At 31.6% G+C, this 17,487-nt stretch carries 12 protein-coding genes; 4 read left to right on the plus strand and 8 right to left on the minus strand.

Annotated elements, in window-relative coordinates; all coding sequences use genetic code 11:
• Positions 1-43: 43 nt before the first annotated feature.
• Entirely contained in the window at positions 44-832 is a 789-nt protein-coding gene (gene ppk2, locus CHAB381_RS04600; RefSeq protein ID WP_012108837.1) for a polyphosphate kinase 2, read from the plus strand.
• A gap of 453 nt (positions 833-1,285) precedes the next feature.
• Here ppk2 and CHAB381_RS04605 read toward each other — a convergent pair whose 3' ends face one another.
• The 4 genes from CHAB381_RS04605 to alaS are packed head-to-tail and all read right to left on the minus strand — an operon-like array spanning position 1,286 to position 6,751.
• Positions 1,286-3,202, minus strand: a complete 1,917-nt coding sequence (locus CHAB381_RS04605) for a transglycosylase domain-containing protein (RefSeq protein WP_012108839.1) — start codon at positions 3,200-3,202, stop codon at positions 1,286-1,288.
• On the minus strand, positions 3,196-3,744 hold the full coding sequence (gene maf, locus CHAB381_RS04610) for a septum formation inhibitor Maf (RefSeq protein ID WP_012108840.1): 549 nt from the start codon (positions 3,742-3,744) through the stop codon (positions 3,196-3,198). The genes CHAB381_RS04605 and maf overlap by 7 nt, the downstream gene beginning before the upstream one ends.
• Positions 3,741-4,217 carry a hypothetical protein gene (locus tag CHAB381_RS04615; protein ID WP_012108841.1) on the minus strand — a complete coding sequence of 159 codons (477 nt, stop codon included), beginning with the start codon at positions 4,215-4,217 and terminating at the stop codon, positions 3,741-3,743. The genes maf and CHAB381_RS04615 overlap by 4 nt, the downstream gene beginning before the upstream one ends.
• Positions 4,214-6,751 (minus strand): alanine--tRNA ligase, encoded by a 2,538-nt coding sequence (gene alaS / locus CHAB381_RS04620; RefSeq protein ID WP_012108842.1) that lies wholly within the window; start codon positions 6,749-6,751, stop codon positions 4,214-4,216. Before alaS ends, CHAB381_RS04615 begins: the two co-directional genes overlap by 4 nt.
• Before the next feature lie 117 nt (positions 6,752-6,868).
• Here alaS and CHAB381_RS04625 point away from each other — a divergent pair, with 117 nt between their 5' ends.
• Positions 6,869-7,732, plus strand: a complete 864-nt coding sequence (locus tag CHAB381_RS04625) for a Gfo/Idh/MocA family protein (protein ID WP_012108843.1) — start codon at positions 6,869-6,871, stop codon at positions 7,730-7,732.
• Complete coding sequence (gene hemH, locus CHAB381_RS04630; protein ID WP_041570625.1) at positions 7,729-8,664, plus strand: ferrochelatase; 936 nt, start codon at positions 7,729-7,731, stop codon at positions 8,662-8,664. Before CHAB381_RS04625 ends, hemH begins: the two co-directional genes overlap by 4 nt.
• Positions 8,665-9,353: 689 nt before the next feature.
• Here the strand turns inward: hemH and CHAB381_RS04635 are convergent.
• Together CHAB381_RS04635 and CHAB381_RS04640 are read right to left on the minus strand one after the other, a co-directional pair.
• Positions 9,354-11,906: a translocation/assembly module TamB domain-containing protein gene (locus tag CHAB381_RS04635; RefSeq protein WP_012108845.1), complete on the minus strand. Its 2,553-nt coding sequence runs from the start codon at positions 11,904-11,906 to the stop codon at positions 9,354-9,356.
• Between the two features lie 63 nt (positions 11,907-11,969).
• Positions 11,970-13,949 (minus strand): ATP-dependent helicase, encoded by a 1,980-nt coding sequence (locus CHAB381_RS04640; RefSeq protein ID WP_049752854.1) that lies wholly within the window; start codon positions 13,947-13,949, stop codon positions 11,970-11,972.
• A gap of 577 nt (positions 13,950-14,526) precedes the next feature.
• Here CHAB381_RS04640 and CHAB381_RS04645 point away from each other — a divergent pair.
• The gene (locus CHAB381_RS04645) at positions 14,527-14,964 is read left to right on the plus strand and encodes a Dps family protein (protein WP_012108849.1); all 438 of its coding nucleotides are present in this window, start codon (positions 14,527-14,529) and stop codon (positions 14,962-14,964) included.
• Between the two features lie 363 nt (positions 14,965-15,327).
• Here CHAB381_RS04645 and CHAB381_RS04650 read toward each other — a convergent pair whose 3' ends face one another.
• Positions 15,328-15,843, minus strand: coding sequence for a phosphatidylglycerophosphatase A family protein (locus CHAB381_RS04650; RefSeq protein WP_012108851.1), 516 nt, complete (start codon positions 15,841-15,843; stop codon positions 15,328-15,330).
• Between the two features lie 196 nt (positions 15,844-16,039).
• Positions 16,040-17,482, minus strand: coding sequence for a replicative DNA helicase (locus CHAB381_RS04655; protein ID WP_370445529.1), 1,443 nt, complete (start codon positions 17,480-17,482; stop codon positions 16,040-16,042).
• Positions 17,483-17,487 lie beyond the last annotated feature (5 nt).

Here is a 17,487-nt window from a genome sequence, read left to right on the forward strand (position 1 = left end):
AGAATAAAATATAATAATAAAGACATTTTGTAAAGGAAAAGTTATGGAAAAAAAAGATTATGAAAAAGAGCTTGTATTTTTACAAACTGAACTTTTAAAATTTCAATATTATGTAAAAGAACATCAGTTGAAAGTTTTGATTATCATGGAAGGTCGCGACGCAGCTGGAAAAGGTGGCACAATCAAACGCCTGACAGAACATTTAAATCCTCGCGGATGTCGCGTTGTAGCACTTTCAAAACCAAGCGACGTGGAACTTACGCAATGGTATTTTCAAAGATATGTCGCTCATTTACCAAGCGGCGGTGAAATCGTAATATTTGACAGAAGCTGGTATAACCGCGCTATGGTCGAGCCTGTGATGGGTTTTTGCACTCCTGAACAACACAGTGATTTTTTAAAAGCTGTGCCTATATTTGAACAACTTTTAAGCCAAAGCGGTATAAAAATTTTTAAATTTTTCCTTTCTATAAATAAAAATACGCAAGCGAAACGTTTTAAAGAGCGCGAAGAAGATCCGTTAAAATCATACAAAATTTCAGATGTAGATAAAAAATCGCAAGAACTTTGGGATAAATACACAATCGCTCAATACAATATGTTTTTGCAAACCGACACAAAAGCAAATCCTTGGACGATTATCGATACAAACGACAAAAAAGTAGGTAGAATAAATACTTTTAAGACAATTTTAAAAACAGTTGAATATCAAGACAAACCGAAGCCTAGATATTTTGAAATCACGGAAGGCAAGGTCTATGACGCGCAAGCTGAAATACGCCGTCTAAGCCAAAATTTTCCAAATATAAATATGTATAGCAATATAGCATAACTAAATTTTGCCGTTTCGAAAAAAAAGCTTCTAAAATTTGCAACGGCAATTTTGATTTTAAATACTGCAAATAATTTGAAAGATTGATTTTAAAATTTACAAACTGAAATAGCTTTTTTAAAAACTGATTGTTTATATATTCTTTATTGGAAGAACATTTAAAAACAAAAAAGCGCTTTGTAAAAATACAGTCAGATTTTTTACTTAAATTTATTTCGAATTTTAAAAATTTTATCGGACTTAAAATTTAAATGAATTGATTTTTTTATAAGCACAAATATTTATAAAATCATAAAATTTTTAACCATTTAAAAACGCAAAATTTTTATATTCATAATTTTAACACAAATGAAAATTTTAATTCTTATAAAATTTAAGCCGTTTTTAGCTTAAAAATAAAATTCAAGCAAAGAAAATAAATTTCATCAGCTTGAATTTTAAAACCGCAAATTTTTAAAACAATACACTTGTTGCGTTTATATCTACACTTTCTTCAGGTAAAGGAGATTTTTTTGTATAGTATTCCACAGAATTATAATATTTTTCAGTAAATACGCCGGATGGCATATCAAATTTGCGTTTTGTTTCAGGATGAATTTTTAAATAATTAGTTAAAAATCTTGCAAAAACAGGTGCAGCTGTTCTGCTTCCGCCCTCTACATGTCTCATCGGTTTATAATTATCATTTCCATACCAGACTATAATCAAAATCTCAGGCGTATATCCGCAAAACCACGCATCTATACTATCGTTTGAAGTCCCTGTTTTGCCGGCAACTTCAATTCCGGCAACTCTTGCTCTTGCGCCGGTTCCGGCATTTACAATATTTTGCATTAAAGTTATCATCAAATAAGCTTGTTCCGGCTTTAAAACTCGCCTTTTTTCAGGCTCAAAATATGTCATTTTACCGTTTTTATCGCTTATCGCTTTTATAAATTTTGATTTGCTTGTAAGTCCCATTCCAGGCCAAACCGAATAAGAGCTTGAATATTCAAGTGGTGAAATTCCATAACTTCCGACCGCAATCGATAAAATTTCAGGAATATCATTAAAACCGAAATCATTCAATTTTTTTACAGCTCTATGAACGCCTATACTATCGAGCAAATTTATACTTGCAAGATTGCGCGATTTCTGTAAGGCTTGTTTAAGCGTAATATAACCTTGAAATGAATTGTCAAAATTTTTAGGTGTCCAGGCTTTGTTGCTTCCATCATCAAAACTTCTTGGCACATCGGCCACTTCGCTCATTGTAGAATATCCCATATCAAGAGCGATTTGATATATAAAAGGTTTAAAACTTGATCCTGTTTGACGCTTACTTTGAGTTGCACGGTTAAAATTGCTTTTAGCGTAATCAACTCCGCCAACCAAAGCTAAAATATCTCCATTTGTAGGATTTGTAACGACAATAGCGCCATTTACTATGCTTGCATTTGCATCTTTATTACGTTTCAGAATTTCATTGTAACCGAAATTTAAAGCTTCATTAGCAAGTTCTTGAGCTGCAAGATCAACACTTGTATAAATGCTGTATCCGCCAGTTTTTATATCAGGATATAAAGCAAGTGCTTCTTTCATAACTTCATCCGTAACATACGGCTCTCTGTTTTGTGTAAGAGTTTCATCATATACAACAGGTTTTTCCTGCATAGCTATTTGATATTCAGTTTTATTTATCCAGCCAAGTTCATACATTCTTGATATTACACTATTTGCGCGTGAAAGTGATAAATCCATATGTTTTGTAGGATCATAACTGCTTGGGGCTTTTGGCATACCGACAAGCATCGCAATTTCCTTTAAAGTCAAATCGGCAAGATCTTTCTTAAAATATCCAAGAGACGCTGTTCTTATACCGTAATACTGATGTCCGAAATAAACTTCATTAAAATAGCGCTCCAAAATTTCTTCTTTACTGAGCGTATTTTCTATCTTAAGAGCCAAAATAGCCTCTTTTATCTTTCTCTCAATCTTTTTTTCACTGGTCAGCACCAAAGTTTTAATTAGTTGTTGTGTAATCGTAGAAGCCCCTTCTACAAATTTCATCGCTTTTACGTCTTTTAAAATAGCTCTAAATATAGCTTCTACATTTATTCCTTCGTGTTCAAAAAAACTTGTATCTTCTATCGCTACAAGAGCTTCTATAACGCGTCCTGGGATTTCATCGTATTTTACATAAATTCTGTTTTCCTTATCAAAAACATTTGCAATTAAATCGCCGTTTCTATCATAAATTTTGGTCGTTAGCGGCGGATTATAATTTATTATATTATCACTTTCAAGTTTTATACTTGAATAAAAATACAAAAAAATACCGCAAAACGCAAAAAAGCAGATAGTCAAAAAACTGAATAAAACTCTTACCATAAATACCTCTTTAAAATTTTCACATTTAAACCCATAGCCGTATAAGTTTCGCCGCTTTGGTCAATAATAAATTTTTTATTAAATCCTTCTATCATCATAGCTCCGGCTTTACCTTTATATTCGCCGCCTGCAATATATTTTTCTATCTCTTCAAAAGGAAATTTTGCAAAATGAAACATAGATATGCTGATATTTTCAATTATCTTTTCTCTGCTTACAAAAATAAGTGCCGAAATCACGCCGGCTTTATTTCCACTTTGCAAATTAAGCATTTCACGCGCTTCTTCATCGTTTTTTGCTTTACCTAAAATTTTACCTGAGCAGATTACGCTGCTGTCTGCAAAAAGAACATTGTCGTATTTAGAACCGTATATTTTAAAAAACTGCTCTTTTTTAGCCTGTGCAACTTTATAAGAATAACTCATATAGCAAGTTTTAGCGATTTTACTTTCATCGAAATTTACAGGAATTTGTGTAAATTCAATGCCGTTTTCTTTTAAAATTTTAGCTCTTGTAGTAGAACTGGAAGCCAAATAAATCACGCTATATCCTTAATTACAAAACCAAGATAAACACAAATAAAGCAAACAACGATATTAAGCGGCGTAAAGTATTTTGTGATAATAGCTAAAAAATCGCTATTTTGGTTATTGTCACCATTTTGCAATGCTTTTTTTAAAAGCAAAATTTCATAATGCATATAAATAAAATTTATAAAAATAAAAATGGCGCAAACCCATTTTGTAACAAAAATCGTATTTATCATAGGATCTATAAAAGAATTTCGGCTCATAAATATACCGCTTAAAGCTAAACAACCGAATAAAACAAAAAATATTTTTTCATAAAAAGCTATAAAATTTAAAATTTTATCAATGGAAATACTGAATTTTTCATAAAATCTAATGCAAAAAATAGCGCAAAACTGAGCGCTGATAAGCAAAATAGCTAAAAAAATATGCAAGAGCGGTAAAACTTGTTCCGCTCTTGCGAATGAAGAATTTATTTCATTCAAATTTTTGCCTTTATAAGATCGCGAGCAAAATTTACGGCTTCATCAATTTTTGTCATATCTTTTCCACCGGCTGTGGCAAAATCATCTCGTCCGCCGCCGCCGCCGCCTAAAATTTTAGCGATTTGTTTTACGATTTCGCCTGCTTTTAATGGAGCATTTTTAACTCCTGCCGCGATTTGAACTCTACCATCCTCCACTTTAAAAAATACGGCGACAATTTTATCGTTTTCATTTTTTAACTCATCGATTTTTGTTTTTATATCTCCGTCAAACTCGCTAACTACGAATTTAATGCCGTTTTTTTCATCCAAATCAATAACTTTTGCAGCACTTGCTTTTGATATTTCATTTTTCAAAGATTTTATTTCATCTTTTAATTTTTTGATTGCACTAAGCGCTTCATTTGATTTTAATGCATTTTGAACTTCCGAAAATTCGCTGCGAAAGTTTTTTGCATAATTTATGGCGGCTTTTGAACAGACAGCTTCAATTCTACGAACTCCGGCACTTACTCCACTTTCTTTTACAATATAAAAGCTACCGATTTCCCATAAATTTCTAACATGCGTTCCGCCGCAAAATTCTTTACTTTCACCAAGAGTTAAGACACGCACTTTATCACCGTATTTTTCACTAAACATCGCAATTGCGCCGCTTTTTATAGCTTCATTTATATCCATTATTTCTGTTTTTGAAGCCCCGCCTTTTGAAATTTGGCTATTTACGTTATTTTCTATTTTTAAAAGTTGCTCGCTAGTTAAAGATTTCGGATATGTAAAATCAAATCTAAGTCGCTCGCTATCCACGCTACTTCCTGCTTGTCCGACTCCTGAGCCTAAAATTTCGCGCAAAGCCAAATGAAGTAAATGCGTAGCGCTGTGATGGCGTGCGGTTTCTATTCTAGCCTCATCAACTTCACATTTTACGATATCGCCTACTTTTAAGTTTGTGCTTGTTTCAACTTCACTTAAATTCAGTCCGAAAAACTTTTGGGTATCGGTTACTTTATTTGAACCGTTTATCAAACCTGTATCATAAATTTGACCGCCTGATTGAGCGTAAAATGGAGTTTCATCAAGCATTATCCAACCGATATTTCCAGCTTTTAATTCATCCACATTTCTAAAATCATTATTTAAAATAGCTAAAATTTTACTTTGTGATTTCATCGTTTCATAACCGATGAATTTATTTTCACCGAATTTTTCCAAAAGCGCTTTAAAATCGCCTTTTTCTTTGATTTTATCGCCACTTCCCTTCCAACTTGCTTTTGCTCTTGCTTTTTGCTCGTTCATAAGTTCGTCGAATTTCTTTTCATCTACTTTTTTGCCGATTTCTCTAAGCATATCGGCGGTCAAATCAAGCGGAAAGCCGTAAGTATCATAAAGCTTAAATGCGATTTCACCTGAAAAAACATCTTTCGTATTTGCAAGTTGGGCCTTAAAAAGTTCAAGTCCCGCTGATATGGTAGATAAAAATCTCTCTTCTTCCAGTTTTATAATCTCTTTTATGGTTTCTTTTTTTTCAAGCAAATAAGAATAGTGATGCCCCATAAGCTCGCATACGTTATCCACCAACTTATACATAAAAGGCTCTTTTAAACCAAGTAGATATCCATGTCTTAAAGCTCTTCTTAAAATTCTTCTAAGAACGTAACCCCTGCCCTCTTTGTCGAAATTAACACCTTGAGCAATCAAAAATGTAATCGATCTTATATGATCTGCGATAACCCTATAGCTTGCTCCACTTTCATATTTATAAGGTTTTCCGCAAAGTTTTTCAACGGCGTGAATAAGAGGCATAAAAATAGAACTGTCATAATTGCTGAAAACACCCTCTTTTATCGCTGTAACACGTTCTAATCCCATTCCTGTGTCAATTGAAGGTTTTGGCAAAGGTGAAAGATTTCCGGCTTTATCGCGTTCAAATTGCATAAAAACCAAATTCCAAATTTCAAGGAAACGATCGCCGTCTCCGCCCATATAATCTTCTTTTCCGTGAAAATACTCTTCACCCTGGTCATAAAAAATTTCACTGCAAGGCCCACAAGGTCCTGTATCGCCCATCGCCCAAAAATTATCATGATCGCCAAAACGGTAAATTCTCTCTTTTGCGATGTGTTTCGCCCAAATTTCAAAAGCCTCATCATCTTTTTCATGAACGGTTACGTAAAGTTTATCTTTGTCAAGTTTTAAAATTTCAGTTATAAATTCCCAAGCATAAGCTATTGCATTTTCTTTAAAATATTCTCCGAAACTGAAATTTCCAAGCATTTCAAAAAATGTATGGTGTCGCGCCGTATAGCCGACATTATCCAAATCATTGTGCTTACCACCCGCTCTTATACACGTTTGACAACTTGTTCGAATCGGCGGAGTCGGTCTTGGCACGGCGCCGGTGAAAATATTTTTAAAAGGTACCATTCCGGCATTTGTAAAAAGAAGTGAAGCATCATCCGGCACAAGTGGTGCGGAAGCTATTATTTCGTGTCCTTTTGAAGCAAAAAAGTCTAAAAATTCTTTTCTAATATCCATTTTTTTCCTTATAAAATCTAAAAATTTCGGCTCATTTTAGCCAAATTTCGTTTAAAATTTCCAAAATTTAGATTTGCTTTGATATAATTTCGTGATATTTAAAATTTTAGGATAGTTATGAAAAAAAAAGTTGCGCTAATCGGTGCTGATACGTTAAAAGGAGCTCTTCATCTCAGTGAACTTCGTAGAAGCGATTATTTCGAATTGGTAGGCATCGTAGATGAAAATCAAAAAGATTACGGCAGGTTTGAAAATTTTGCAAGCTTACAGGATCTTTTTAACGAAGTTTCGATAGACGCCATGATAATCGCCACTAATCCAAAAAATCATAAAGAAAACATCTTAAAATGTATAAATTACACAAAAAATATTTTAGTGCAAGCACCATTAGCAAATACTTTAAGTCAGACAAGAGAGATAAACTACGCCATAAAAACAAATAAAATAAATCTTGCGGTTGCTTACAATAACCGCTTTAATCCGGCTATTATTTCATTAATACGTGAGCTTAAAAAAGAAAAGGAAATTTACAGTTTAAACTTTATAAACGCTTCAAATGAAGGCGAAATTTTGGATTATCTTATCAAAGATATCGATTTATGTAAGTTTATCTGTAATAGTGAAATTACAAATTTTAATTTAAACAAAACTTTATTCGGTGAAAACAATACTCCCGGAATTTTAAACGCGGCAATAAAATTAAAAAACGAAATTTTAATAAATTTTATGTGCTCGAAACTTTATCCGATCAGAAGACATAAGATTGAAGTTAGCGCCGATAGCGGCTTTTATATCGCCGATTTGATAACTTTTACGCTTCACAAACACACTGAAAACGGCCTAATAAATTTAAGAGTTGATAACGATAATTTCAGCATTAGAAAAACTCACGAAGCATTTTTTAATTTTTGCGACAGCTGTGAACTTTCCGGATTGGCGGATATAGAAAATTCAATAAAAATAAGAGAAATTTTATGCTGAAAAAAGCTGTTTTGCTTTTAAATATGGGAGGTCCAGGAAAATTAGAAGAAGTTGAAATTTTCTTAAAAAATATGTTTAACGATCCATTTATTTTAAGCATAAAATCATCATTTTGTCGTAAAATTTTAGCTTTTATAATCACATTTTTCAGAAAAAAAAAAGCCGAAGAAAATTATCTGCAAATAGGCGGCACATCGCCGATAAATGCACTTACAATCTCGCTTGTAAATAAAATGAAAGCTCTGGCGCCAAATTATGTTTGCGTCGATTTTGCGATGAATTACACAAAACCTTTTGCGAATGAAGTTTTAAAAAAATATGAGAATTTTGATGATATAATCCTAATTCCACTTTATCCGCATTATTCGCAAACTACGGTAAAATCAAGCATACAATCCTGTAAAAAAGCAATGTCAAAGGATTTTAAAATTTGCGAAGTTTTTTACAAAAATGAAAAATATAATGAAATTTTATTAAATTTAATAAAAGATGAAATTTCGAATTTCAGCGCCGAAGAAATATCTGAAATTTCATTAATATTTTCCGCTCATTCTCTTCCTATAAAAATCATAGAAAAAGGCGATCCTTATGAAAAACAAATTCGCGAACACGTAGAAATTTTAAGCGAAATGTTAAAACAAAAAGGTGTAAATTTTAAAGAGATAATTTTAGCTTATCAGTCTCGACTGGGTCCGGTAAAATGGCTCGGTCCGAATACGGGCGACGTTTTAAAAAATTTAAAAAATAAAAAAGCTCTTATTTTTCCACTCGCATTTTGCATTGACAACAGCGAAACCGTTTTTGAACTTGCAGTGCAATACGCAAAAATAGCGCGCGAGCGAAATTTTACATTTTACAAAGTTTGTAAATGTCCGAACGATAGAGATGAATTTGCTGAATTTTTACTTGATTTAGCAAAAAATGAAAAGTAAAAAACTTAAAAATTTGTATCATAAAATATAAAGAATTTAAATTGAGATTTTACACTAAAAGCGACCAATTTTAACAATAAAAAATTTCACGCGCTTACTTTTCTTGCCTTTGCAAAAATATAGGTAAATTTAAAATTTAATAAATTTTACTTTAAAAATAAAAAAATTGTAACACTGAAAATTAATGCAATCTCTCATTTAACATTTTAAAAGCGTAGAAAATACGACTGTTTTAAAAATCTTTTTTTAAACTGCAATTTTTGTCTTCAAAAAAGACAAAATCTTTATTTATAATCTATTTTTTAGCAAATAACATAAAATTCGTTAAAATATTTTCCAATATGATAAACTTTTCTTAGTTTACTGCAAGGTGTCGATCTTTCACCTGAAAAAATCGATTTGGAATTTTCTTTTTACACATTTTGGATAAAACATTAGAATTATTTTCGTCAAATATATCATAAATTCATCTGATTTTTATTTATGAATATTCCTTTTAACGATAAAAATACTCCGCCAAAAAATTAAATTTTGTGCCATTATCGGTAAAATTTCGTAGTTTGGTAAAATTTTGCCAAAATTATAAAGGCGACCTGAAACTTATAGGCTATTTTAAAATTTCACCTCCGCTTTAAGCCGCCTTAGTTAAAAATCAATTTATATATTTTAAGCTGTTAAGATAAAACTACTTAAAAAAGTCCTTTTATAAGCTCTTTTGTAAGATTTTTGCCACTTTCGCCACTTTCATCCCGCTCTTTTGCTTTGCCGCCGCCTAAAATCTTATTTAACCCTTTGTCTATGACTTTATCCAGTTTTTTCTCCAAATATTTTGATGAAACTTTTACTTTAGGATTTTCTGTTGTGCCGGTTACACTTATATCAAGATCGGTTTTTTCAACATTTGCATAAACCGGAATATCAATAGCTTTTGTAAGCGTATCAACTTTGCCGTCTTTGACATTTATTTCGCTTCTTTTCGCTTTCATATTTGCGTTAAAATTAACTTTATTTTTATTAATTGTTCCTTTAAAAGTCGCGTCTTTATAAACTTCATCACTTAGATCAACGCCGGTAGCAAGTTTAATGGCGGTTGTGAGTTTATTTTCGGTTAAATAACCCTCTTTTACCAACACATCAAAATTTCCATTCTCTTTTGCGATATTATATTTAAAATCAGCCATACCTTTGCCTCTATAAAAATCGCTGTAATCCAAAAAGTGCATCAGCTCCTTGACATCGAAATCTTTAAGAGAAGCCTTAAAATCTTGATTTAACAAATTCGCATTAAGTTTGCCACCCAAAAAATCTGATGTTATATTTACTTTGAAATCCTTGTCTTTTGCGGCGTTTCCATTAAGCTTTACAGAACCGTTTAATTTTCTGCCGACTAAAAAATCAAGTCTGCTGAAATCAGGAATATCAGCGCTGAAATTGCTATTTAAAACGCCGCTATTCATATCAAAAGTGCCGTTTAATTTGCTTAAATCGGCTAAATCCGATTTAAGCAAACCGGCAAAATTTGCAACCGATTTTTTTAGTTTCATATCTGCATCAGCGCTAAATTGCACATTTTTCGGAAAACTTTTTTTAGTTAATTTATCCATTGTGGATTTTACAAGATTTGCATTTGAAATTTTTAGCGTTACATCGCCATTTAAATTTTTTGGTTCAAATGATTTTAAATTAACTTTTGCATTTATTTTGCCACTTGAATAGGCCGGTTCTCCAATCATCGCAAAAAGCGCCAAAAGTTCTATGTTTTTTACATTTGCTTCAAGAGTTTTGCCGTCTGTTAAAACATCTATCGTACCGTCAAGCGCGCTGATATCAGCTTTTAGTCCTGCTAAATTATTATCTTTTATATCAGCATCCGCATTTATTTTTGCACTTCCTTTTAAGCCGACATTCAGTTTTGACATATCGGCTATGTTTGCCGATAAATTTGCCTTTGCGTTTTTTGTATTAAGATTGTAATTTGCGATAAGTTTATTGACATTTAACAAATCCGATTTCAAGTTTGCATTCAATTTTATATCACCGCTATTGATTTTCGCGTCGCTGTTTAAAGCAAATGCGGTATTATCGGCGACATTTATATTCGTAAGTTTTGCAAACTCTTTTTGACTTATTTTGCCGTCATTTACAGCGATTGTCGCGCCTCCTGTAATCTTTGAAGTGTTATAAATATCATCTATTTTTACATCACCGTTAATTTTTCCGTTTGCAAATGCAGGCATATTCGCAAGCGCTATTAAATTTGAAAGTTCCAAATTATTTAATTTCGCATTTAGTTTTGAATCTTTTAAATTTGCCGAAATATTGCCGCCAAAACCTTTAATATCCGCATTTAAAAACTCTATTTTTTCATCCTCAAATTCAAACTCGCCGTTAGCGGCTAAGCTTCCTTTCAGTTTTTGATGAATAATCGCTTCAAGTTTTGAAAGATCTTGTATATCAACGCTGAAATCGCTTTGAAGTGTCTTTTTATTTATATCATAAACGGTTTTTTGTGCATTTATGTTTAAAATTTCAGAGTTTATATAAGTTTTTGCCGTAGCAATCAAATCTTTTATGTTTATATCGGAATTTAAACTAATAGCCAAATTGTTTGGAATCGTAATGTTACGCTCTTTAAAAACAGCTTCGTTTAAAACGGCGTTTTGTGAGTTTATATTTGCATTTCCGTTTTCATTTTTAATTTTTGCAACCACATTCAAACTACCTTGTTTCAGGTATTTTGGCATATTTAAAAATTCTAAAACCTTGCTTAAATTTATATTTTTTGCATTTAAATCAACATCTTCAGGTTTAAACTCATCTATTTTTGCTAAAAAGTTTATATTTGAATCAAACGCTTTGCCTGAGCCGTTTACAGCAAATTTATCTATTGTTCCTCCGGCTTTTCCTCTAAAGTCCATAGCGTCTTTTAATTTTAAATTAAATGTCGACAAATCATTTACGTTTAAGGCGTAATTCACATTAAAACTTCTCGCAAAAAGCCCGTATTTTCCGAATACATTAGCCGAAATTTCATTATTTATATCGGCTGTAATATTAAAATCACCGAAATTAAGCTCGAATTTTTTGAAATTTACGACTAAACCGGTTTTTTCTTTAATTAAATTTTGAGCATAAGATTTAATCATATTGTTTCCTGACGATGAAAACAAAAATGTAAGTCCGCAAATGACAATTACACACAAAATTATCACTGTAAAAAAGAGATATTTTAAAAATTTCATAACTTTTCCTTTTTAGATTTTTTACCAATTTTAGCCAATTTTTCATTAACTAAAATTTTACGATTATTTTACGAGTCCCGCTTCTTTTAAAAAAACACTCGCTTCATAAGTTATTTTTCTGATTTTATCAAATTTTGCGAAGCTTAGCGTAAGTTCATTTCTGGCCCTTGTAACGGCTACATAAAAAAGCCTGCGCTCTTCTTCAATATTTCCGCCTGTTAACATTAATTTTGTGTTTGGAAAACGGTTTTGCGCTAAATCAACCACAAAAACAGCGTCAAACTCAAGCCCTTTACTTGCATGTACGCTAAGTAAATTAACGCCCTCGCCTTCATCAATCTCTTTGCTTCCGATTGTTAAAAAATTATAAAAACGCTCGGCATTTGGATATTTAAGCGCAATTTCATTTAAAATTTCAAGTTTATTGTAAATTTTTGTTATTTCATCTTTTTTACGAATTTCATCCAATTTGCCGTTTCTTTGTGTAGCTCTTTTTGTAGCTAAAAAATCCGCTATATGAGCAAAAATTTCGCTATTTTGAATGTTTTTTAAAATTTCATCGGTATCATCGAAATTTCGCACACTTTTAAGAAATTTATAAATTTTATATAAAAATTTCGCTCCAAGTTCGGTCAGTCTTTCAAATTTAAACACAGGATTTTTCGCAAACTCATTATAAAAACCTAAATCCCCAAATCTTGACGCCGAACCGAAAAATTCATCGTCGAAAAGTCCAAGTTGAACGTTTTTACGTTTTTTTGGTAAAATTTGCACATTCATATCAGGGCATAAAAATCCGTTTACAATAGAGTTATGCCCTATATTTGTAAAAATTTCAAACAGCTCCCTACTCATTGCAGCGCCGATTGTAGCACCATATTCGCAAAGATTTATAAAAGACATTATATCTTTTTGATTTACTAAAATCGCAAGCAAATTTGTAGCCGCTTTAACTTCCTTGCTGTCAAAAAAACTAATAGAGCCTTTTCTTTTGCTTTGTATTTCAAGCTCTCTTAACGCGATTTCAATACCGTCTGCGCTTGAATTATTGCGAAAAATCACGGCGATATTTTCGCCTTTTGTGTCGTTTTGTAAAAGTTTATGTATCATCTGCGCCACGCTTTTATATTGCGACATAATTTCATCGTAAATATATAATTTAGGGTTTTTAAAATTGCCTTCTCTGCCAACTATAAGCTTTTTTGGATAAAGTCTTTCGTTGTTTGAAATGACACGATTTGCAAGCGCCAAAATTTGAGATGATGAGCGATAATTTATATTCAGATTATACACTTTAGCGTCTTTATAACGCATGCCGAAAGAGCCTATTATGTTGATATTTGCACCGTTAAACGCATAAATGCTTTGATCGAAATCGCCAACGCAAAATAGACTTTTTGTATTAAAAGAATCAATTAATGAACCTTGAAGCGTGTTTGTATCCTGATACTCATCAACCAAAATTTCATCGAATGCAACCGGTGCACCTTTTATAAGCTCTTTTCGCATTCTAATCAGTAAATCGTTAAAATCAGCATAACCGAATTTAGCCTTTTGAGCTTCAAATTCTTCAAGAATATCGGCATAAATATCGGAAAAAGCCGCCTGCTCTTCATAGTTTTTGCTAAACCAATCGCTGAAATTTTCTTTTAACTCTTTATTTTGAAATAGCGAATAAATATCATAAAGATACACTCCGCCATACGGTTTTACATCGCTGATATGATCAAATCTTCGCCTTGCCGCAATTGATTTCAGTAAAATTTTAAGTTCGCTCGGCTGCTTCAATACTACGCCTTTATTCAACTTTTTAAGCAAAGAATAAGAAACGGAATGAAAAGTTCCTGCGGTTATTTGCGAAGTTATTTTTTCGTCAAATTTCATCGATAAACGCGATATCATTTCATTTGCAGCTTTATTTGTAAAAGTTAAAAGTAAAATTTTTTTTGGATTTACACCTAAACTTAAAAGATGCGAAATACGCGCCACTATCGTCGAAGTTTTACCGGTTCCTGCGCTTGCTATTATTAGATTGTGTCCCATTGGCGCGGTCGCAGCGGCATATTGTTCGTTATTTAATTTTTTCAAATATTTTACCTTTCAATGTGCTTTTTATATTAAAAATTTGAAGTATTTTCGGCTGGAATCATAATTTTTTTAATCAACATTTTTATAAATAATAATATTTATTCTTTTAAAATTTAAAAGACGCCGATTTTAGCAAAATTAGGTTTAAAATTTTGTGAAATTTCAGATTTTAACAACTTTAAAAACATTAATATATAAAAAACCGATGTGCTTAACAAAATTGAACCGACTGTCAAACAAAATATATACAGTAAAATCAAACTGATATCAAGCGCTTTAAAACATTATTTAAACGATAAAATTCTTTAAATTTCTAATTTCTTTTAAAATTTCAGGAATTTTAATTTAAATCTTTAAATTTCGCGCTGTATAAATCAAAATTTAAATTTTAAATATTTACAAAATTTACCATTTTATGACATATTTTTATAATATTTAATAATTAAGAAAAATATATAAATAATAAAATTTATTATTTGTTTAATAATATACATTATAATTTTATAAATTTCAAAAAAAGAAAGGAATAAATATGTCAAAAGTAGTTGAGCAATTAAACAAAATTCAAGCTGATGCGTGGGCATTGACCCTAAAATTTCATAATTATCATTGGAATGTAAAAGGAAATATGTTTCACACAGTTCACGTTTATACGGAAAAAGCTTATGATGAGTTTTTTGAATTATTTGATGCTGTTGCGGAGCGCGCAATAATGATAGGCGGCAAAGCTATTGTCTGCCCTAAAAAAATTATCGAATTAAGTAAAGCACCAGAGTGCAAAAAAGATGATTTTTCGTGCATTGAAATTTACGGTCTTATAAAAGCTGATTACGAATATTTATTAAAAGAGCTTAAAAAATTGCGTAAAGCGGCTGAAGAAGCTGACGACAGCACAACACAAGCTTTGGCTGAAGATAATATCGCTAAATACGAAAAAGAAATTTGGATGCTAAATCAAACAATAGCATAATTTATACGGCAAAAAGCGCTTTTATATTGCGCTTTTTGCTTTACAAAAATTTAAATAAATCTCATAAAATACAGTTTAAATCCATTAAAAACTCAAAACATTTAAAATTCATATTCTAAGCTATTATTTTAATTTATAAAAATATGCCATCCTGAAATTTCAAATACTGAAATTTCAAAACAGTTAAAATGCAGAAATTAACAAAAATTTTAAAAATGGCTGTTTTTTATATTAAAAATAAATTCGATAAAGCTTTTTAAAATGATTATATTTTTAATATAAAACAAAAAAAATGGAAAATTAAATTTTATAATTAAAAACTGCGAATTGAAAATTTAAGGTTTTAAATGATATTCTTATTTTTTAAAACAAAATTTTCGTATAACCGAGCTTAAAAATAATTCCTAAAGTCATCAAAACACCGATTCCGGCAAAAAATCCTGCTAAAACATCATCAAGCATAACCCCAAGTCCGCCTTTTACTTCTCTATCAATTTTACCTATAATTGATGGTTTCAAAATGTCAAATGCACGAAAATATATAAAAGATAAAATTATACTTAAAATATAAAATTGTCCTTCCAAAATATCATCGTTTTCGCCAAAAACAAAAGCGCAACTAATCGACATTGCTATCCAGACGCCTACAGCTTCATCAATCACAATCTCGCTGTTATCGTGGCTTTGCACGGTTTTTTCGTAATTATTTATTATATTTATGGAAATTAAAAATATTAAAAATGAAATTCCAAAAAGAGCGCTTGCTCCTAAAAATTTCAGTATAAAATAACCGATAATTACTCCTGCTAAACTTCCCCAAGTTCCGCTGGCAGGACGAATTAAACCAATTCCAAAAAATGTCACAAAACATTTAATCATACTTTTCCTTTAAAATTTTGCAAGATTTTATCATAAAATTTTAATTATCTGAAACGCGAATAATCAAAAACTGAAATTTGATTTTAATAAAAAAATACCAGTTGAAAATAACGTAGTTATAAAATTTCAATCTGAAATTTTGCCGTTTTATTTATAAAAAAATTTTGCCGAAAAAATTTAGAAATTAAACAAAATTTTACTCTTTAAACTCGCTTACTTCAGGTTGCGCGAAATCAGCCGTATCGCTATTAAAATTTTCCATTTCTCCACCGGTATTGAAACTTGCATCCACAAAACGCGCAAAATGTTTTTGAAATATAAGTTTTACCGTTCCTATTTCGCCGCGACGGTTTTTAGCGATGATTATTTCGGCCTCTTCTTCATTTTCATTTTTTAAAGGACGTGCAGGAGTTATGGCGATCTCTTTTCCAAGTTCTGCCGCTCTTGCTTCACGCTCTTTTTGAGCCTGCTCGGCATAAACTTCATCTCTATATACAAACATAATAATATCGGCGTCCTGCTCGATAGCTCCTGATTCACGTAAATCACTTAACATCGGGCGTTTATTCGATCTGCTGTCTAAATTTCTGTTTAATTGTGCAAGTGCGATAATCGGAATTTTAAGTTCCATAGCAAGAAGTTTTAAATTTCTTGAAATTTCGGCGATTTGCAAATGTCTTTCACTAAAATTTCCGCTGCTTGTCATAAGTCCCAAATAATCAATTACACAAAGTTTTATTTCATTGTGATCGGCTTTAAGCTTTCTTAACTGCGTTCTTACCTGATGAATATTAACATATCCGCTGTCGTAAATAAAAAGCTTTTGCTCGCTAAGTTCCTGGCAGGCGGCGCTAAGTCTGTCATATTCTTCATCGCTCATACTTGCTGTCATCAGATTTGACAATGGAATGCTTGTATTTGCGCTTAAAATTTTAGCAGCCACGTCATCAGACGACATTTCAAGCGAAAAAAGCACAACAGCATCGCCTTTTTGTATGATTTTTGAAATCAAAGAAATTGCAAATGTTGTTTTTCCCATAGCCGGACGAGCGGCAATAATAATAAACTCGCCATCTTTAAAACCTTTTGTGTAATGATTCAAATATCTAAAACCTGTATCCAGTCCGACTATATCTTTATTTTCCAAATCTTTTTGATGAGCGATTTTTTCCACAAGTGTTTTAATGACTTCAGGCATTTGTTTTATGCGGTTGCTTCCTACACCATCTGTTAATTCATAAATTTTTTGCGCTACAGAATCTATCAAATCTTTACTTGGAGTAGCTTCATTTACCATTTTAGGTACATTCACAGCGATTTTTAAAAGATTTCTGCGAATTGATTTATCTTTCAACTCGCGTGCATATTTCTCAACATCGACAAGAGCCGAAAGCGATAAAATTTCGCTTAAAATTTCCTCATTATAATTATTTTCAAGACGTTTTTTTACAAAGCCGATATCAATGGGCTCATCGTGCGAATAACAGCTCATCATCGCTTTGAATATATCGGCGTGAGCTTTTAAATAAAAATCCTTATCGTCAATTATCCCAAAAACTTCGCTAAACGCATCTTCATTAAAAAAAATCGAGCTTAAAATCGATCTTTCTATATCCAAATCATAAAGATTTGATGGAATTTGTT

The sequence above is a fragment of the Campylobacter hominis ATCC BAA-381 genome (assembly GCF_000017585.1).
In the GTDB taxonomy this organism is placed as follows: Bacteria; Campylobacterota; Campylobacteria; order Campylobacterales; family Campylobacteraceae; genus Campylobacter_B; species Campylobacter_B hominis.

What these genes read in the sequence shown, in the direction of transcription:
- ppk2 (WP_012108837.1), top strand. Translation starts at nt 44, where the DNA reads ATGGAAAAAAAAGATTATGAAAAAGAGCTTGTATTTTTACAAACTGAA.
- CHAB381_RS04605 (WP_012108839.1), bottom strand. Translation starts at nt 3,202, where the DNA reads ATGGTAAGAGTTTTATTCAGTTTTTTGACTATCTGCTTTTTTGCGTTT.
- alaS (WP_012108842.1), bottom strand. Translation starts at nt 6,751, where the DNA reads ATGGATATTAGAAAAGAATTTTTAGACTTTTTTGCTTCAAAAGGACAC.
- CHAB381_RS04625 (WP_012108843.1), top strand. Translation starts at nt 6,869, where the DNA reads ATGAAAAAAAAAGTTGCGCTAATCGGTGCTGATACGTTAAAAGGAGCT.
- CHAB381_RS04635 (WP_012108845.1), bottom strand. Translation starts at nt 11,906, where the DNA reads ATGAAATTTTTAAAATATCTCTTTTTTACAGTGATAATTTTGTGTGTA.
- CHAB381_RS04640 (WP_049752854.1), bottom strand. Translation starts at nt 13,949, where the DNA reads ATGGGACACAATCTAATAATAGCAAGCGCAGGAACCGGTAAAACTTCG.
- CHAB381_RS04645 (WP_012108849.1), top strand. Translation starts at nt 14,527, where the DNA reads ATGTCAAAAGTAGTTGAGCAATTAAACAAAATTCAAGCTGATGCGTGG.
- CHAB381_RS04650 (WP_012108851.1), bottom strand. Translation starts at nt 15,843, where the DNA reads ATGATTAAATGTTTTGTGACATTTTTTGGAATTGGTTTAATTCGTCCT.